Annotated in this window: 13 protein-coding genes; 6 read left to right on the top strand and 7 right to left on the bottom strand. The window is 46.0% G+C overall.

The window, feature by feature from the left end:
- The first annotated feature begins 40 nt into the window (after positions 1-40).
- Positions 41-1,495 (top strand): type I glutamate--ammonia ligase, encoded by a 1,455-nt coding sequence (gene glnA, locus IEU85_RS03980; protein ID WP_371866617.1) that lies wholly within the window; start codon positions 41-43, stop codon positions 1,493-1,495.
- A gap of 159 nt (positions 1,496-1,654) precedes the next feature.
- Complete coding sequence (locus IEU85_RS03985; RefSeq protein WP_188354901.1) at positions 1,655-2,317, top strand: hypothetical protein; 663 nt, start codon at positions 1,655-1,657, stop codon at positions 2,315-2,317.
- Between the two features lie 115 nt (positions 2,318-2,432).
- Here IEU85_RS03985 and IEU85_RS03990 read toward each other — a convergent pair whose 3' ends face one another.
- The 4 genes from IEU85_RS03990 to IEU85_RS04005 form a co-directional block, all read right to left on the bottom strand.
- A complete protein-coding gene (locus IEU85_RS03990) occupies positions 2,433-5,843 on the bottom strand; it encodes an RCC1 domain-containing protein (RefSeq protein WP_188354902.1) in 3,411 nt (1,136 codons plus the stop codon).
- A gap of 123 nt (positions 5,844-5,966) precedes the next feature.
- On the bottom strand, positions 5,967-6,902 hold the full coding sequence (locus IEU85_RS03995) for a class C sortase (protein WP_188354903.1): 936 nt from the start codon (positions 6,900-6,902) through the stop codon (positions 5,967-5,969).
- A gap of 118 nt (positions 6,903-7,020) precedes the next feature.
- Positions 7,021-8,943: a SpaA isopeptide-forming pilin-related protein gene (locus tag IEU85_RS04000; protein WP_188354904.1), complete on the bottom strand. Its 1,923-nt coding sequence runs from the start codon at positions 8,941-8,943 to the stop codon at positions 7,021-7,023.
- Positions 8,944-9,131: 188 nt separating this feature from the next.
- Positions 9,132-10,049, bottom strand: a complete 918-nt coding sequence (locus IEU85_RS04005) for an SPFH domain-containing protein (RefSeq protein WP_188354905.1) — start codon at positions 10,047-10,049, stop codon at positions 9,132-9,134.
- 98 nt (positions 10,050-10,147) lie between these two features.
- Between IEU85_RS04005 and IEU85_RS04010 the strand changes: the two genes are divergently transcribed.
- The 4 genes from IEU85_RS04010 (at position 10,148) to nagA (ending at position 16,030) form a co-directional block, all read left to right on the top strand.
- Complete coding sequence (locus IEU85_RS04010; protein ID WP_188354906.1) at positions 10,148-13,093, top strand: DUF8744 domain-containing protein; 2,946 nt, start codon at positions 10,148-10,150, stop codon at positions 13,091-13,093.
- A gap of 147 nt (positions 13,094-13,240) precedes the next feature.
- A complete protein-coding gene (locus IEU85_RS04015; RefSeq protein WP_188354907.1) occupies positions 13,241-14,245 on the top strand; it encodes an amidase domain-containing protein in 1,005 nt (334 codons plus the stop codon).
- Positions 14,232-14,657 carry a hypothetical protein gene (locus tag IEU85_RS04020; protein ID WP_188354908.1) on the top strand — a complete coding sequence of 142 codons (426 nt, stop codon included), beginning with the start codon at positions 14,232-14,234 and terminating at the stop codon, positions 14,655-14,657. Before IEU85_RS04015 ends, IEU85_RS04020 begins: the two co-directional genes overlap by 14 nt.
- 107 nt (positions 14,658-14,764) lie before the next feature.
- Complete coding sequence (gene nagA, locus IEU85_RS04025; protein ID WP_188354909.1) at positions 14,765-16,030, top strand: N-acetylglucosamine-6-phosphate deacetylase; 1,266 nt, start codon at positions 14,765-14,767, stop codon at positions 16,028-16,030.
- A 49-nt stretch (positions 16,031-16,079) separates the two neighbouring features.
- On the opposite strand, the gene IEU85_RS04030 is transcribed toward nagA, so the two are convergent.
- The 3 genes from IEU85_RS04030 to glmM all read right to left on the bottom strand — a co-directional run bounded on the left by IEU85_RS04030 (position 16,080) and on the right by glmM (position 19,273).
- Complete coding sequence (locus IEU85_RS04030; protein ID WP_188354910.1) at positions 16,080-17,003, bottom strand: methyltransferase domain-containing protein; 924 nt, start codon at positions 17,001-17,003, stop codon at positions 16,080-16,082.
- A 79-nt stretch (positions 17,004-17,082) separates the two neighbouring features.
- Positions 17,083-17,769 carry a peptide deformylase gene (locus IEU85_RS04035; RefSeq protein ID WP_188354911.1) on the bottom strand — a complete coding sequence of 229 codons (687 nt, stop codon included), beginning with the start codon at positions 17,767-17,769 and terminating at the stop codon, positions 17,083-17,085.
- Between the two features lie 133 nt (positions 17,770-17,902).
- Positions 17,903-19,273, bottom strand: coding sequence for a phosphoglucosamine mutase (glmM, locus tag IEU85_RS04040; protein WP_188354912.1), 1,371 nt, complete (start codon positions 19,271-19,273; stop codon positions 17,903-17,905).
- Positions 19,274-19,303: the final 30 nt, after the last annotated feature.

Genomic DNA, 19,303 nt, shown 5'->3' on the forward strand with positions numbered 1-19,303 from the left:
CTGAAACGCCATCTAATACACTAGAACACGTAAGCAACTGATGGAAAGGAGCGGTCCCGTGGCTGCTATCGAAACAAAGGCCGACGTCGAGGCCCTCATCAATACCGAAGGCGTGGAGTACGTATCCATTCGTTTTACCGATTTAATCGGTGTTCAGCAGCACTTTAATGTGCCAGCAAGTGAGTTCTTAAAGGATGCTTTTACTGATGGCATGCCTTTTGATGGATCTTCTGTAGAAGGCTTCCAGGCCATCAACGAGTCTGATATGAAGCTAATTCCAGATGTTTCCACTGCATATATTGACCCATTCCGCAAGCATAAGACCTTGAATGTTGCCTTCTCTATTGTGGATCCAATTACTGATGAGCCATATTCTCGCGATCCTCGCCAAGTAGCAGCGAAAGCAGAAGCATTCCTTGCTGCAAGTGGTATTGCTGATGTTGCTTATTTTGCTCCAGAAGCAGAGTTCTTCATTTTTGACAAGGTTCGCTATTCCAACGATATGAACACCTCATTCTACGAAGTTGATTCTATTGAAGCTCCTTGGAATAGCGGTGCAGACACCGAGGATGACGGCAGCAACAATATCGGATTTAAGAATCGTGCAAAGCGCGGCTACTTCCCTGTTCCTCCGGTCGATCATTATCAAGATTTGCGTGATGACATGGTCGCAACACTGCAGCAGGTTGGTTTGCAGCTTGAGCGCGCACACCATGAAGTTGCAGGTGCAGGTCAGCAAGAGATTAACTACCGCTTTAACTCCTTGCAGCATGCTGGCGATGACTTGATGAAGTACAAGTATGTCGTTCATGAGGTTGCAGCATTGGCTGGTAAGGCAGCAACCTTTATGCCAAAGCCAATTGCTGGCGATAATGGTACTGGTATGCACTGCCATCAGTCCCTGTGGAAGGATGGCAAGCCTCTGTTCTACGATGAGAACGGCTATGGCGGATTGTCTGATTTGGCTCGCTGGTATATCGGTGGTTTGATTAAGCATTCCAGCTCCGTACTCGCATTTACCAACCCATCCTTGAACTCTTATCACCGCCTTGTTCCAGGCTACGAAGCTCCTGTCAATTTGGTGTATTCTGCACGCAATCGTTCTGCTGCTATCCGCATTCCTCTGGCTGGTACTTCTCCTGCTGCAAAGCGCATTGAGTTCCGTGCTCCAGATCCATCTTGCAACCCATTCTTGGCATTCTCTGCTCAGTTAATGGCAGGCTTAGATGGCATTATCAATCATATTGAGCCTCCAGCTCCAATTGATAAGGATCTCTATGAGCTTCCTCCAGAAGAACATGCTGGTATCAAGCAGGTTCCAAGCTCCCTAGCAGAGGCCATGAATGCTCTGGAAGAAGATAACGAGTTCTTGACTCAGGGTGATGTCTTTACTGAGGATCTTATTGAGACTTGGATTGACTTGAAGCGTGGCGAAATCGATCAGGCTCGCCTTGCTCCTACCCCACTTGAGTATGAGCTCTACTTCCATATTTAAGTAGTATTTCGCTCTATTTAGGTGCAAAGCATGTACCTGTGTAAGTAGAGTGACTACAAGTCTGCCCCGCTAAGTTCTCTTGGCGGGGCAGACTTGTAGTCCCTGTAAGAATACTTGTATTACACGCGTATCACAGCATTATTTGGCTATACTAGGGATATGGTAGATACAACAAATAACAACACAGACGCTGTATTCGGCAACGATGCATTCGACAACGAAGCGTTTAATGATAGCGCATTTGACAATGATGCTATGCAAGATGATTTAGTATATAGTAGTTCTTCCGCTGCATGCCCTGTTTGTGATACTTGGAATAAACTTAAATCTTATGAAAAAGTGCAAGCTGCAGTAGATCAAGCACAGCAATTTATCCATACCCACCCTGAACTCGAAGCAGCGTATGAGAAGGCACAGCCTACACTTGATGCTGCTCATGATGTAGTCTCGCGCATTACCTTAAGTCAAGTATTTGCAGCCCTTGGTGTGGTCACTGGTCTCCGTGGCTTAGTACAAGGCTTCTCTGCACGTAAAGCAATTGCACATGGCGATACTAAGCGAGCAAAACGACTGGCATTATTTGCAGGTTTAAGTGCTTTTTCTGCTGGACTTTGGGCTATAAACACGTATTTACAGCAACGCCAAGAACAGGACGATACTTTTGATTCGCTTTTCGGTGTAGATGCTGATACTGATCGTTTTGTCGGCGATTACTATGATCCATCTGATAATGCTGTTGCATTAGCACAAAGCGATAATGCTGATAATGATGAGCAGCCATGGATCATTGATACCGATGAATCGAGCGAAGCGGAAAATTAATAACCCTGTGCATACCTTTTCGTATACCGCATACACCTTGTGCATGCATAACGTGGCTTATGCATGCACAATTTTTCATGCTGCTTTAGGCATTTAAGCAGCGTCAATACGAGTCTCAATATTGTCGTCGTAATACCATCCAAGCACCGCCGAACATAACCACAGCCCAAGCAGCAAGCACATACACCCACCACCCCATGCCAGTAGCTGGCATATTCTGCAACCAAGGCATAGCCAGCTTTGCCCCAGCATCAATACCTGCTGCATTGGGATTTTGCTCGCTTAACGTAATAGCCATCGTAGAAAGCCCTAATGCTGTTGCATCATCAGAAGCAACTGACGAATTATCAGCATCTCCCGCATTTGGTTGCACGAATTCGCTGCGATACACTGGTTCAAACTTGATTTTGTAAGTGCCCATAGAAAGATTGGCAAAAGTGTAATTACCATTGCTGTCCGTGGTTTCTACATATCCGTTAATCGCCGTACCTTGCGCATCAGTAAGATAGACGTGTACTCCTGCAATACCTGCTTCACCTGCATCATAAACATTATTTCTATTGCTATCACGCCATACTTTGCCAGCAATAGACCCTAGTATTGGTGCAGTTGGCGTAGTATAGGGAGGAATAATTTGCCCTACCTGATCGCATGAATCCTCCATACCAGTATTGAATGCATGTTCCGCCGAAACATCATATTTCATATCAGTGCCGGTTACACATGTGCTGTTGCCAGTAATATCATAGAGTGTAGTTACTAGTTTATTCACATCAGGCGGTAACGGCTCGGTAACTTGAGCCTGACGCGCATGGGGTACTCCTTGGCTCACTATGCCATCGGCATCTTTCGTGCCATACGGCGTTATGGAAGAGGTAAACCACGCTTGGTTAGCAATATTCTGTTTAACACTACTGCGTATTGCCTGACCACTCATATGCAGTACCACAACGTCTCCCGGCTGTAACTCATGCGTTAATCCATAGTCGCGTTGAATTACTGAACCGTTCGCCAATGATATTGTGCGTTTGGGTTCAATCGGTTGAGCAGTGTCATCACTGTTGGGCGCTGGTACTAAATCGGTAGGCAGAGGCAACGCTACTAGTTTGTTGTTAATGCTACCGCCCATATTATCGGCACCGATTTGTCCCACAGAATTGTATCCACGTGCATAAAAGTTATTATTGCCATCAGTGATAATAATCGATGTTTTACCAAAATTTTTAATAAAGGCCTGCTGGTCACTTAATGCTGTTCGTTCTGTGCCTGAGAGATTTGGCACATAAATTACAGGATTACCTGCATAATCATAGTTTTTAATTACACCCTGCATCATAGAAATAGCCACTTGTGCATTGTCATTTGCTCCATGCAGTAAAAGAACTGGTTGCAATTCAGACGATGAACCACTATTGGAAAGCTGACCAGCCGCATTAGCACCTAACCCATAAATGTCACCGGTATCAGCATCTTGGTACACAAAATTCGCATCAGCAGCCCAGATTTTCTTGGCTTTAACTTTGGGCATCACTTGGAACGTATTCGTTGACCAATCAACACTTCCTGCTTTGTTAACATCGCTTTCAGCATTCGCAGTAGTATATCCGCGACCTAATTGCCCAAAATCGTTGCGACCAGCAGCATACACGCTACCATCATCCATCAGAATATATTCTGAGTTTTCACTAGTGGCAATATCAATAGCTTTGCTAGTTATCCCTGACAATACAACTTTTTGAGGCAGTGAATTACCCGCGCCAACAAGTCCTTTACCCAGTGCTCCCCACAGATTACTACCGAAATTCCATACGGTGCCATCAGTTGCCAACGCCATCGTATGGCGTTCTCCAGAAAGCATTTTAGAAAAGGTTTTACTCGTAAATTCTGCTGTTGCTTGCGGATCTGAAGAATCATTGGCAGTATTACCAGATGCAGCTTTTGCAGCCCATTGCACAGGAGACAACGGCGTATCACAACTCGTGTATACGAGGGCTCCAGCTGCACGACCCCAATTCCAACCCCATGACCACATTTTATCGTGAGTATCAATAATCACGGTGGTATAAAGCCTCGAAGCCACTGTTTTTACTTTAATAGGATTGCCGCTAAGGTCTTTAAGGTCAATTTTCAGTGGCTGTTTGACATAGCGTTCGCTGCTGTTTACTTGCCTATTTACTGCACCGTCTTTATTAAGCATTGCCTTGTTATTTGGATCGACAGGCGTAATTCGCCAATTATAATTATCGCCCCATCCCCATAAATCACCGTCCTCATCAACAGCAAATGAATGATTTTCACCAGCCTCAATATAGGTGAATTTCAGATCAGGGTTACTCGGATCCGGTGTAATTCGCGTTGGTGCTGCGCGACTAATAGTCGTACCATCGCCCATTTCATAACTCGAATTATCACCCCACGACCAAATATAGCCATCTTTATCCAATGCCAAACCATGATCATATCCCAACTTCATATCTACAAATTGTGTTCGTCGAGGTATGCTTGGCTTGCTGCCCATTGTGGTATACACATTGCTGACTGTGGACGAAAGCCTATCAGCAATAGTGCCGTTTAATGGTATGGCTTGGTTGCCGGTATTAGTAATCGTTACGTCCCAGTTGATCGTGCAGCGCTCAGTCAGACACTCAAAATGCTGCATTGATTTATCTACTGTCACTTGTGGATCTGGTTTTTGATATCCAAAATCCACATTGGTAATCTGCTGATGCTGCACTAAGGTGATGATACCTGATGTATCAGTATGAATACCCGTTCCTGAGGCCAGATACGCACGTGTACGCAGCACGTCATTGGTGATATTGTAGTAGCTCGTAGCTTGTGTTTGTACGCCCGCGCCTGTTTGCGTACCACTTTGGCGCTCAACATCTACAACGTAGTATCCAGGCCGCAAATCATCAAAACTATATGTACCTTGAGCATCAGTAGCCGTTTGTGCTGTTGGCGTATTGCGTAATTTCGCGCCTGTATGGTCTACCTGCCAGAGACTGAGCGTAATACCCCCTATTGGAGCGTCTCGCCGAGCGCGAGCGGTACTCGCAGTGGACGCTGTATACTGCCCGTTACCGTCTTGATCCCAAAACACAGTGCCGGCAATACGAGTGTTATCTGATGTATTAAGTGGTATACCTGTTTCGGTAGTGGTGTTGTCAGTAGTAGCATTATCGCTAGTAGTGTTATCTGGATTGGTATTATCCGTATTGGTATTCGCATTATCGGTTTCAGTATGATCAGTATCTGCACCTGTTACGTCATTAGCATTGGTACTCGTCTCCATATTAGTATCCGCATTATTCAAGTCCGTAGCATCCGCACTGCCACTATGGGCATTACTGGTATCACTGTTGATATCAGTCACCGCATTCTCGTCAGTCGCACTGCTTAATGTACTAGAGATAGCTGTGGCAGTTTCGACTGTTGGTGAAGGTATTGCCAAAGCATGAGGCGTTAGAGCAAATGCACAAACTATACCCAATACACCAACCACAGCTACACTACGCTTGCTCATATCCTCACCCCCTTAACGCTCTTATCAAGCTCTGTTTTCACCTGCGACAAAATCTTCCCTTTACTAAACTTTGCCTTTACTAACCTTCCCCTTTTCCTGACTTTGCCTTTTTCTTACATCTACTTAACCCTCTACTTTACGTTCTTTTCGATGTTTCATAACAAATGCAATAACAAACAGCATAAACAGCAACCATGCAATAATGACTCCAATAATTAACCAGTACTGGGGATGTGCAGCAGGCACAGTATCCGGATTTGGCGCGGGCGGTATTCCTACTCGCTCTCCAGTGACTATCAGTCGTTTTGTATTTACCCCATATGGCGTGCACGTAAGCAGTGTTACCTCATCGCGCCCCGCAGTAATAGCAAAATGTGTGAAATCATCAGGTTCAATTATTTGAATATCACTTACCCGATAGCTTAGTAATGTGCCAAGTACCGTAATATAAAAATAATCTCCTTTGCGCGCCTGCCACATCGACAGCGCATCAAACATCAGACGGTCATACCCAGAATGGGCAGAAATCACTGCATGCGTATTACTACCACCTACCGGCAAGCTCGTGCCATATACATGTCCCGCTCCAGAGGACAATACCGTATCTCCAGTGCCGTGGCGAATTGGTAGGTTAATACCAAGACGGGGATACCGAATGGTTGCCATCACTCCATCGTCTGGAATATCTAATTGATGCTGATAATCGCTATCCGTCTGACTAAGCGTCACTCCACTACTTGCCCACGGATCTGAAACTTCCCCTAATGCTCGCGATCCGTGCTCAAAAAGTTTGGCGTTATAGGCGTGTGCCTCCCGTAGTTCGCGTTCAGTTTCTTGTTTCGCTAACTGCTCCACCGCAAGTGTGTGCTCATCAATAGCGCCGCTTTCTTGGTGTGCATTGATTACCATCAACATCAATGGTAAAGTAGCGAAAAGTACACTAAGGGTCAGCAGTAGTATGCCTGCGATCGCGGTACGTGAGAGCCCAGCATGGTGGCGTTGTTCAGCTGGCTGAGCATCTTGCACATGTTGTGCGATGCCTTGACGTTGGACTCTCATCGTTCCTCGATATGTACCATGTATGAATGTGACAGTGTACTTGTAGTATTCCGTTAAGCAAACTACTGCACTAGCTGTGTGTGTACCGCACTAGCTGTGTGATGCAATAATTGCTTCCCTACTTAGTTTTGTTAGTTTTGCGATCGCGTTGCGATTTGACCAACAAAAGCACACCACCAATAGCAAACACTAATGCTGCAATAGCGTAGATTGCTAACCATGCTGCGCCGGTTTTTGGCATATCCAAAAGGTTATGCGCGTTAATCACCGTCGCATTATCAGCTGCTACTGTAACAAAATTATTGATATCTCCGGTTTCGTCTGCAATACTTGACTGTGCGGCATCCAGTGGTTGCTCGTCCTTGGCAGTTTCCTCTGGAGTAGTGATTGTTAATGTAGTAGTAAAAGTTGGCAACATTAAACCGCCACCACCAAATGGTGACTTGGTTTCTGTCACCTTATATGTACCCTCACCGAGACCAGTAATGGTAAGCAGACCTGTAGTGGCTGGTGTTACTAGAGTTTGCGTAGTAGTTTTATCCGCCACTCCCTTTGATGCATCTGCCGCAATCTCAGTAGGGTCAGCAATGCGATAAGCACCGGTTGTAGACTTGACGAATGTCAGTTTGGTTTCTGTATTATCAGAATCTACTGCATATACTGCAAATTCAGCACCATTCAGCTTATCGCCCTTAATATCAGTTTTCGTTACTGTAAACTGACCCGTATATACATTCACACTGCTTGAACTTGACTCTTCCAAGTCAGCAGGATTGTTCACATTGTGCGAATACTGCACAACTGCAGAATTAGTATTACCTGTCCCATCAATTACCGCATCCTTGTCCAAATATGCGCTGAACGTGATGGTAATCGTGGCATCTACTGGGAAGAGTTGTTTATCATCGTCACTTTGCACAATGTTGGAATCTGGCTGCGCGGCAGTTGCTGTTGTACTTGGAGCCATATACCACGTCAGTAAGTTACTACTAGCAGTTGGCTCCACCAATATGTAGCCTTTTCCAGCACCCGCTTGTAGCGTTGTTGCGGATGATGCACCTGTAGCTTTCACCGTTGCTGTAGCAGAATTTGCTTTGTACGTCATGCCTGCAGGCAACGTATCTTTAATAAGCAACTGGTAGTTTGTGGCATAGCCTGTCCAATTGGGCACTTGCGTGGTCAAAGTGAAGGTAATATCCTCGCCAATCGTGGCATTATCAGTACTTGCTGTTTTCGTAATAGTTACTTTTGTTGGCTTATAGACAACTTCACCTAAATCATAAGTGATGGTTTTGGTACCCGCTATGTCTGTTGGATCAGGTCGTACCAGCTTGGTTAATAGAGTGTCATCATTGTATACGCCGGTACCGTTAAACATCGGAATAGAAGCTTTATCTGTGCTAGCAGTATCGCCTGTGTTGGCTTCACTTTGATCAAAAATCACATATGCGCCAGGCTTCACATTTTCTGTTGCCGCAGATCCATCATCGTTGGCCTTTAATGGGTATGACGTACCATCTACTGCACTAATACCCTTCATCTGCGTCATCAGTGCCGTCAAAAATGCACGTAGATTTGGCAAGTTCTTAGCATCGTTGTCAGCATATGGGTATGTGCTTGCCTGCAATAGGTGTGACACCACCCACGGCATAGGATCTGCAGCTTTATACGCTACTGGAACGGTGCTACTCGTATCAATCTTTGCAGCAGTAATAGCAGCATCAATTTGCGTAGCATACCCAGCATCTTTAATATCAAAACCAGTAATATTCGTGCCATCAGTACGCACTTGTGTATAGTCACCCAAACGGAATGCTACAAGAGTATGTCCACGCAAATCCTCAGTCGGCTTTTGCTCACTATCTACTGGTGCTTTAACAGTCAGCGGTACTGGCTTATCTAAATCGGCGCTACTTATCAGTTTTTGTGTCGCAGTATCTGCATATGCAGTACGTACATTGGTAATTATTGGCAATATCGCCATCGCTAGGACTGCAATACTAGCAATAACTGCAATCCCATACTTCGCTAAGCGTTGCATGGCATGCCCCTTCCTCAAAACTACTTCATAGTTTTACGCCTCGGGAAGGGTGCAGCCTCGGTGAACCCACTCATCGGAGCAGATGTGCATCTTCCACTGAGGCATATCTACTCCTATTGTAATCCAGAAAACTACAAAACATGGGATGGCTCGCTACTCATTTTCGGCGTGTCTATAATGACACTATTTCACTCCATAGCATCCCGATCAGCAGTTGCTTGACCGGTAATAATAGCACCTGTCACCTCATCATAGAGATTCTTAAAGCCTTGAGGCGTAGAAGCCGGCAATACCACCGTCTTTGCGTTATTCGATTCTGACATCGAGCGCATCACATCAAGATACTGATTAAACATCACAATCTGATTGACTTCACTAATTGACATGCCAACATCTTGCAAACTCTTAATCTGATCGACAATGCCATTAGCAATTTCTCTACGATAATTCGCTTGTCCTTCACCCTGCAAACGCACTTTCTCAGCATCAGCCTGTGCTTGCGTTTCAATAGCAATACGCTGTGCCTCAGCACGCTGACGGGTAGCCTCTTTTTCGCGTTGCGCGGCGTTAATAGAATCCATAGCCTGCTTAACTTGATTGGAAGGATCAATGGCAGTAATCAACGTCTTAACTACAGTAAAGCCAAAGCGCTGCATTTCATTGCCCACGGTCTGCTGCACATCAAGCGCAACATTATCTTTACGAGCAAAGGCATCATCAAGTGTTAATGCAGGAATAGCAGAACGCAGCGCATCCTCCATATAGCTTCGTAGCTGCGCTTGAGGATTTTGCAATTCATAGTATGCTACTGCCACATTATTCACATCAACTCTGAACTGTGTACTGGCAATTACCGTTACAAACACATTATCAAGTGTTTTCGTCTCTAATTTGACATCAAGCTGATTGACGCGCAAATTCATTTTTTGCGCAATGCGATCAATAAACGGAATTTTGAAATGCAAACCTGCTACAGAAACGGTATGGAATTTACCCAGACGCTCAATTACATACGCATTTTGCTGAGGCACAATATAGAGACCTAATACCAGCAATACTACCAACACTAGGATGAACAACAGCCCTAAAACTCCTAAACCGTCCATTATTACTCCCTACACGAAGCACTCTTGAAACTTTACCAACTCCCTGTAAGCTGGTAAGCATATTCAAGTACCGATACATACCAGTATAGCGAGCGCATATGGCACAGCAAGATTCTAAAAATACTCATCTCTCAGACACTGCAACAGCGAGCAACGCTAGCAACTCTAGCAACAGCGGTATGCGTCAGTCAGGTAAGCAACTACCGCTGCCAAAAGCACGTATTGTGCTGCTTATTATTGCAGCATTGTCCATGCTGGTAAGTGTATGTGGCGCTATTGTGCGATCAAATTTACAAGGTTCGTGGCTCGCTTTGCCTTCGCCGCTTCCCGATATGCATGGAGCACTTATGGTGTTTGGATTCCTTGGCGGCGCTATTGGATTAGAACGTGCTGTGGCGTGGCGTGCCGGCAGTAGCACACATCCTGTATGGGGATTTGCTGTGCCTCTATTTGCTGTGTTTGGCACCATAAGCGTAGGGGTGACTACAGCAATTGGTCGTGCACCACTAGGCAGAGCAAGTCTTATTCCGGGCGCACTGTGGGCTATTGCTATGCTCATCCTGTGTGCTGTATATGTCGGAGTGTGGACTCGTCAGCGGTCGCATGCGGTAGTTATCCAGTTCTTAGGTGCTGCAGTTGGAGCAGCAGGTGCAGCACTCTGGGCGTGTGGTCTTGATGCCGATATACTCAGCCCTTGGTGGCTGATGTTTCTTGTGCTAACTATTATTGGCGAGCGCCTCGAACTAGCTCATGCGGCTTTCGTGGGACCGTTAGTTCGTCCTGCGCTGATTACTGCCACTGTCGCAACAGTGCTGTGTTTGCCTGTATCTTTGGTATGGCCACTGGTTGGCTATCCGCTGTTAGCACTGTGTTTTGCTGCTCTGCTAGTGCTGATGTTTACCTATGATACTGCTCGCAAAACATGGCGTGCTGGCGGTGTAACCGGTTTTATGGGCATATCCATGCTGAGCGCATACGCTTGGGGATTGGTGGCATGCTGTATCTGGCTATTCGTACCGTATGGCGGTTTAGGTGCCGATGGTCTATGGTGGGATTTGGCTGTACATGCCTTAGCTCTTGGATTCATTATGGCTATGGTTGTAGCACACGTATGCGTGATTGTACCTTCAATTATTCGTCGCGCTATGCCGTTTCATCCAGTGTTGTGGACACCATTATGCGTATTTCAGCTTGGTTTACTACTCCGTGCGCTTGGCACCGTGCGGCAAGAGGATCACATTTGGCAATTAGGTGATGCCATAACCATTGTCGGTATGCTCACCCTTATGGCATCAGTTATTACTATGATTAGCCTTGTGACACTACGCAGGCGCAAACGTATTGCCAGCCGTACTGCATCACAGACACAGCCACAATTACAAACACATTCTTTGCAACAAACACAATCCAAACAACAAATAGATGTCAAGCAGAAGCAGCAACACCAATTACAGAATAAGCAGCAATCTATCCGCAGCACAATCTTAAGACCGCAGCCTCATGATCCTTTTGTGCCAGATCTTAAGCGCCACACCAAGCGCAGCGCATCGCTGCCAGCAGCTCAAACTCGCGGACTTGCACCTTTACCTTATATCAGTGCTGTGGTGTGTATAGTGCTTGTTGCCACAGTTGGTGTTATTGGCACCCATCCTACTTGGGCTATGAGCGCTGATGAAATCAGTAGCACCAGAGCACAGCAATCTGCTTCACATGCTGATGCATCTTCGAATAGTTCAGACGCTGCATCGCTATCCTCTGCTGTTACGCCAACAGGACACACCACCACTGTGCAAATCGGTGTTGATGGTATGGCGTTTACGCCTAATAATATTGAAGTGCCGGCTGGAGATACCTTGATTATTGAATTTACTAATTCTGGTGATCAGATTCATGATTTGGTACTGGATAATGGTGTCTCTTCTGGTCGCATATCCGCTGGAAAACACACCACCATGCAAGTAGGCGTACTATCGCGCTCTATGGAGGGTTGGTGCTCTATCGCAGGGCATCGTCAAATGGGGATGACATTGCATATTGAAGCCACAGGAGCACCAGCCGACGCAGCATCTCAAACCCACACACAACATAGCGGCAGCACTCATACGAACAGCAGCATCTCAAGTGCAATCCCTAGCGTATCCAGCGCTGATCTTGCAGCTCAAGCAAAAACTGAGCAAGCATATCATGCCGCAATGCCAGCATATACGGGTGGCGATCGCAATACAACTGTGCGTAAAGCCACCTTCGATATCAGCAAAGGTATGCAGCAGATTACCAAAAATCTTTCACGAGAAGTGTGGATGTTTGGTGGTTCTCAGCCCGGCCCAGTGTTGCGTGGAAAAGTTGGCGATACTTTTGAAATTACACTAGTCAATAACTCCGATATGGATCACTCCATTGATTTTCATGCAGGAGATGATGCCGTACCTAATATTGCGATGACTACTATTGCTCCTGGCAAAAGCTTCGTCTACAGGTTTACTGCTGCCAGAAGTGGTATTTGGATGTATCACTGCTCGTCAAGCCCTATGAGCCTACATATTGCGAACGGCATGACTGGCGCAGTCATTGTTGAGCCTGCAGAACCACTGCCAGCAGTTGATGCTGAATACGTGTTAGTTGAGTCTGAACAGTATTTAGGTGCTGATGAGTCTAGTGCTGACGCCAATAAAATTGCTACGTTAAACCCTGACATCGTAGCGTTTAACGGGCGTGCGTTCCAATATGATGCCCATCCCCTGACCATGCCAGCTGGTGGTACCGCACGATTTTGGGTATTAAATGCTGGACCGAATGTACCATTATCATTCCATATTGTCGGCGCTCAGTTTGCAACTGTCTGGACCGAGGGACATTACACTGTGCGCAATAATACGGATGTGGTAACTGGAGAGGGTCCAACTGGTTCTCAAGCAGTATCATTCTTACCAGCACAGGGTGGTTTTGTGGAAGTGAGTATCCCTAAGCAAGGCAACTATCCTATTGTGAATCATGTGATGAGTTTTGCCGAACGCGGTGCTCATGGGATCCTGCGAGTAGAGTAGGTGCTCTTTTCACAAATTGATAAAATTGAACAATAATATTATTACATTTGCAAGGTCTGTAAAAAGAAATACGAAATCACAAACAGGCAATTTCTATTTTGATACTCTGGAGATGTCAATGGAGACAATAGTAGAATCGAGCAAATCATGAGTACCCCTTCTAAGGGTCTTTCTCTAACCCTTGTTTCAGTTATCCTTTGTACTCTAACCATTCCAGCTGCGAATGCAGCCGAGGAAGTCTCTACCGATATTTCCCAGTTTGAGATGTCGAAGCACTATACCAAATTCCAAGGAAAGACTTTTGCACTTCTGGATACGTTTTCAGACCCAGAGGGTGTGAAAAAAATCATTGCAGGTCAAAACAAAGATGTTCTTTCTTCCATTCAAGCAAAGTATTCACTTTCCGGACTAACGCAGGAGAACGCAACCTTGTATAAGGATGCAATATACGATGCAGCTCTGGATGGAAATCCAGATATCAATAACTTGCTTGTGTTCCTTGACTATTATGAAAATAAACAAGAAAATCTTGAGATAGAGCAGCAACTACAGCAAATTAACGCTTTGGTTGATACTGGTCAAGCCTCCAGCGCTGAAGGTATCAGTCTAGCTAAAATGATTGTTCCAACTAAGGAAGAGAACGATAATAGCAGACCTGTGTACCCAGATCGAGCACCATCATTGAATCTCAATGCTGCAAGAGAGTATGCTCGAAGATATGCAGTCACCCCAAATAGTAAATATGGAGTTGAGCATAGAAAATATTTCTTCGAAGCTGATTGCACGAACTTTGCATCACAAATACTCTATGCAGGTGGCGTTGCTATGCAAGTATATGATAATGAAGCAATGGGATGGTGGTGGAAATCACAAACTTCACGATCCATTTCATGGAGAAGTGCAAATACATTCAAGAACTATATGGGAAGCGGTTTTAACACAAGAGATTGGGGGACGCTTTTTAAAAATGTCCAGGCTGGCGACTTCCTAGGTCTTGATAACGGCAATGACGGTATAGTCGATCATATAGGATTTGTATTTGCTGTTAACACAACATACGGAATTAGAATTGCGCAACATACAAAAAACTATTTAGATTGGAATGGAGGCTGGCCTACAGCAGGAGGACGATATTATCGTGTCAGAAGATAATAAATTGAACGGGAGATACATCCCAGTAGCAATCACCATATTTGCATTTGTTATCGTTGCAGCTATGACTGCTGTAGCATGGTATTTTGACACAGATATGTCGTTCTACGAACTTTCAATTCTTGCAGGAGGCGTTATTCTACCCTGCTGCCTTTCTGTTTGCAGTATGTATCTTTGCTCAAAATATAAAGCATTAGCTATTACCATACTATGTGCTCTTGATGCAATTGTAAGTTTTATTCTAATGTTTAAGTCAATCGATATTGACTTCTATTTAGAGATGAACATGACACAAATTTACACCGACACACATGTACTCATCGGCACGTTCTCAAGCACCTTCACTAATGTTTGTGATATGGTATTCGCAATATTAATTAATGTTGCAATGCTGTATCGTAAGAAGGAGTAGCAATTCAAATTGCCGGGGTTGAAGTGTAGGAATATTTTGAGCATATTCTAACACTTCAACCCCCAATGGTATGATGTCTGACAAATATCTTTGACGATGGAGACAAGATGTCAGATTATGCAGTATACACGGGAGCAATCACTCAATCAGACCATCAACCAGCAATAGACGGCCAACACCATGCAGTTTGGGCAATCAGTAACGCTACACGTATTGATGCGCGCGGCATACAACCACATACTTGGGTAATTGTTGACGGCACTACTATTGTCGCAACCGGCACCTCTACTGCAGCATTTACATCGGCATGCGCATGCTACCACATTCCCGAACAAGCTATTATTAACGCGCAAGGCAGCACTATTACTCCAGGCTATATTGATATTCATGCTCACGGCGCTTGTGGAGCAAGTTTTGATGACGGGGTTGAAGGCATTTTGACGGCACGCCATGGGCATATGATTCATGGCACGACAAGACAGGTGCTATCCCTCATTACCAATCCAATTGATACCATGTGTGCCAACCTGCAAACAGTACACTCGCTGATGGCACAACACCCTGATATTTTGGGTAGCCACTTAGAAGGACCATTCCTAGCATTTGCCCGCAAAGGTGCACACGACCCTAACTGCCTGATCGACCCTACACCAGACGTGATAGCACGTCTGCTTGATGCCGCTAATGGCTCACTACGTCAAATCACTATTGCTGCCGAACGTGAACACGGACTAGAAGCCATACGTACACTTGCCCAGCACGGTGTCGTACCAGCCTTGGGGCACTGTGATGCAGATTATGATATGGCCAAACGCGCCTATGATGCTGGCGCACGCATTATGACGCATATGTTTAACGCCATGAATGGTATTGCGCATCGTGAGCCAGGGCCAATACCCGCAACTTTGGAAGATCCGCGCATCACCATTGAGCTGATTAATGATGGATTCCATGTCGCAAACCCAGTATTGCGTATGGCACTGGCTGCTGCTCCTCATCGCATAGCCTTTGTCACTGATGCAATGGCAGCGACCTGCTGTCCAGACGGAGCATACAAACTTGGTGCCCTTGATGTTCGTGTACAAGACGGTCATGCAAGACTGGTAAGCAATGGCGCAATCGCCGGTTCTACACTCTTACTGGAAGTTGCTGTACAGCGTGCAATCTTTGAACTCGGATTTGCAGCGCCGCTTGCGGTAGAGGCAGCAACGCTGACACCTGCGCGAGCCCTTGGTCTTGACCGCGCTAACGCTATTACTACTGCCCCACTTGGTTTATTAGCTCCAGGTTATGCAGCAGATATCCTCATGCAGGATGAGCAGTGGCAAGTACAGCGCGTATGGTGCAATGGCGCGAAAATCGATACCCAGTGATGCATCACTCGGTGCATATTGCTCAATGCGCATGCTCAGTGGTGCATTGTTACTCAAGTATTTGCTTGCCTACAAGTAGCATGGCGTCAAGCGTCACTTCATGAATTGTAGACACCAGTGCAGTGCTATCCTCACGATGGAATAGCACTGGTGTCATGCGCGCCAGTAGCGGCTGCATCGCAGGCTGCACTTCAACCTGCTGAGTGACTCTGAGCTGTTGCTTCACTGATGCATGCTGCGCAAATAAATCCCCCGCACTGCGCTCATGTAGCGCACTCGAAACCTCAGCAGTACGTTCCGCATCAGCCTGCCTGACTGCGCGATGCACTTGCACCATATGCGATATCTCAGGAACGACTTTCAACACTACTCCGTAGGAGGTTTGGATGCGCTTAAACTCTGAGTAGTTTGCCGGAGAAAATACATTCACAATAATATCAATACTCTGATCGGCAAATGGTAATGCTGCCAAATCAGCAACTATCCAACGCACGCCCTGGGAGCCACCAGTGGTTGCCACATGGATCGCATCTTTGGCAAGATCTACGCCAAACACTTGAGCGTCAATACTACGTGAAGCACAGTACTGCGCTATTGCTTTGGCGTATGAACCTTCTCCACAACCAATATCAGCAATACGAATAGGTGTAGCTTTGTGCATGGTATCCATCACCAAAGCTACCTGCTGCACTACCTGTTCAATAAGCAAGCTATACCAGCCATGATCAATCACAGCGCGTCGCGCAGCAAAAAACTGCTCAGTATAGCCTAGAAGTGGCTTTTGGGCAGGAACCATATTCACTGAACCGCGCGAAGAAACATCAAAACGATGCACTTTCGCACATAATGCACAAGTACACACCAACGACGTACCTTGCGCGATCAAACCTACCTGCTCACCGCGGCGAGCACACTGCGGGCATTGTAAAATCGGCGATGTATCAAGTAATTGTTGTATGGACTGTTTCGCCACGCAAACTCCCTAGCTCATCATTACTCAAGCAACGAGCAAAGCGATAAACCTAACAGCTAACCGAGCGACCTACTAGCAGCTAGTCAAGCGTAAACCCAAGTTCACGAGCTGCCTCAGTAGGCACTGGATTGTACCAATACTCACCCAACAGTTCATCAGCACTCAGCGAGCGCAATTGTGCCTGATCAATATAGAGTTCGCCATGCAAATGATCGGTTTCATGCTGGAAAATGCGTGCTGGCCAGCCATGCATATGCTCACGATGCTGCTTGCCATGCTCGTCAGTCCATTCAGCATCAATATCAAGCCAACGTTTGCGCACTGCTTGATATCCTTCCACGCTTAAACAGCCTTCATAGAATGATCGCGTTTCTTGCCCAATCGGCGTATAGCTTGGGTTAATAATTACACGAAATGGCAGTTCTGCACTTTCGCGGGGATCCTCAATGCCCTGCTCGCGCATATCCGCCAGCTCCTGCTCACTAACATGGTCTTCAAGCACTGCAAATCGTAATCCCAGTCCAATTTGTGGAGCAGCTAAGCCAACGCCGGGAGCATCAAGCATAGTAGTGCGCATAACTTCAATCAGTGAAGCGAATGTTTTTGGCGCTAATTGTCCTACATAATCTGCTGATTGTGCGCGAAGTACAGGCTCTCCTGCCTGCATAATCGGCAGCACACCGTCATATTCTTGCTTCGCTTCTTTGATCATCGCGCGTACTGCTTGGTCAAGTTCTTTATCGACCTGAGTATTGCGTTGAAACATAGTAGTTCCTATTCCTCTGTGCTTCTATAAATGCTCGTACCACCATGCGCTTGTGCTCTTATGCACGCTTACTATATGCACTTAACTATTTATCAGTATCAGCGTATACCTGTGGTTACCGTGCGTATTGCGCTTACAGAGCAAGTTCCTTCGCCACAACTGCTGCTAGGCGCTCGCATACTTCATCAGCTTGTTGCTGAGTTGCAGCCTCAGCCATCACGCGCACTAAAGGCTCAGTACCAGAAGGACGCAGCAGTACGCGACCAGTTTCTCCAAGTAAAGCTTCTTCTTTACGTACTGCTTCTTGTACTACAGCATTGGTTGAAGCCGCCATTTTGTCCACATTAGGCACATTCACCAGCTGCTGTGGCAATTGTGGGAAGTCAGCAGCAAGTTCTTTCAGGCTCTTACCAGATTTCACTACTTCATTGCACAGTGTTAATGCTGTCAACGTGCCATCCCCAGTAGTAGCAAACTCACGGTTAATAACATGCCCAGACTGTTCGCCACCAAGCGTGTAACCGCCGCGCAGCATTTCCTCAAGCACATAGCGGTCACCGACAGCAGTTTGCACTGTACGAATACCCATATCTTGCAATGCGAGCTTTAATCCCAAATTACTCATCACAGTAACAACCAACGTATTATGAGCCAACTTGCCTTCACGCTGCTTAGCACGTGCCAAAATACCCATAATCTGATCGCCGTTTACCATATTGCCTTCATGATCTACTGCCAAACAACGGTCAGCGTCACCATCAAAAGCAACACCCATATCAGCGCCGGTTGCCTTTACGGTCGCCTGCAACTGCTCAGGATGAGTAGAACCCGCATGTTTATTGATATTGTAGCCGTCTGGAGAAGCATTGATTACAATCACATCAGCACCTGCACGACGCAAAGCAGTTGGCGCTACCACTGATGTTGCACCATTGGCACAGTCTGCCACAATACGCAAGCCTGACAATGGCTTAGGCTGAATCTTATCGTCACCAATTGGTGCAATAGCAGCTACCAAATGATCAATATATAATTTTGTAGCCGTTTCAGTATCATGAGAAATACGACCTACACCATCGCCTGTTGGTCGCTGCCAATCCTGACCAAGTACCTGCTCAATTTCATCTTCTTTAGTATCAGGTAACTTAAACCCGCCGCGCGCAAAAAACTTAATACCATTATCTGGCATTGGATTATGCGAAGCACTAATTACAGCACCCATTTCTACATTCAAAACACTCGTTAAGAATGCCACTCCTGGGGTTGGAATAATACCTGCATCAATAACATCAAATCCACCAGCTGACATACCAGCTGACAGTGCCGCTGCCAAAAAGTCGCCGGAAACGCGCGTATCTCTGCCAACTAATGCACGGCGACGACCAGTAGACTGACCATCTGCGAGCACGCGCACAGCGGCGTCACCTAAATCAAGGGCTAATTGCGCAGTTAAATCACGATTTGCTAATCCACGGACACCATCGGTACCAAACATTCTTGGCATATTCACTCCTTAGCCTAGCGGCAGTGCAAC

The organism is Galliscardovia ingluviei, assembly GCF_014635685.1.
Taxonomy (GTDB): Bacteria; Actinomycetota; Actinomycetes; order Actinomycetales; family Bifidobacteriaceae; genus Galliscardovia; species Galliscardovia ingluviei.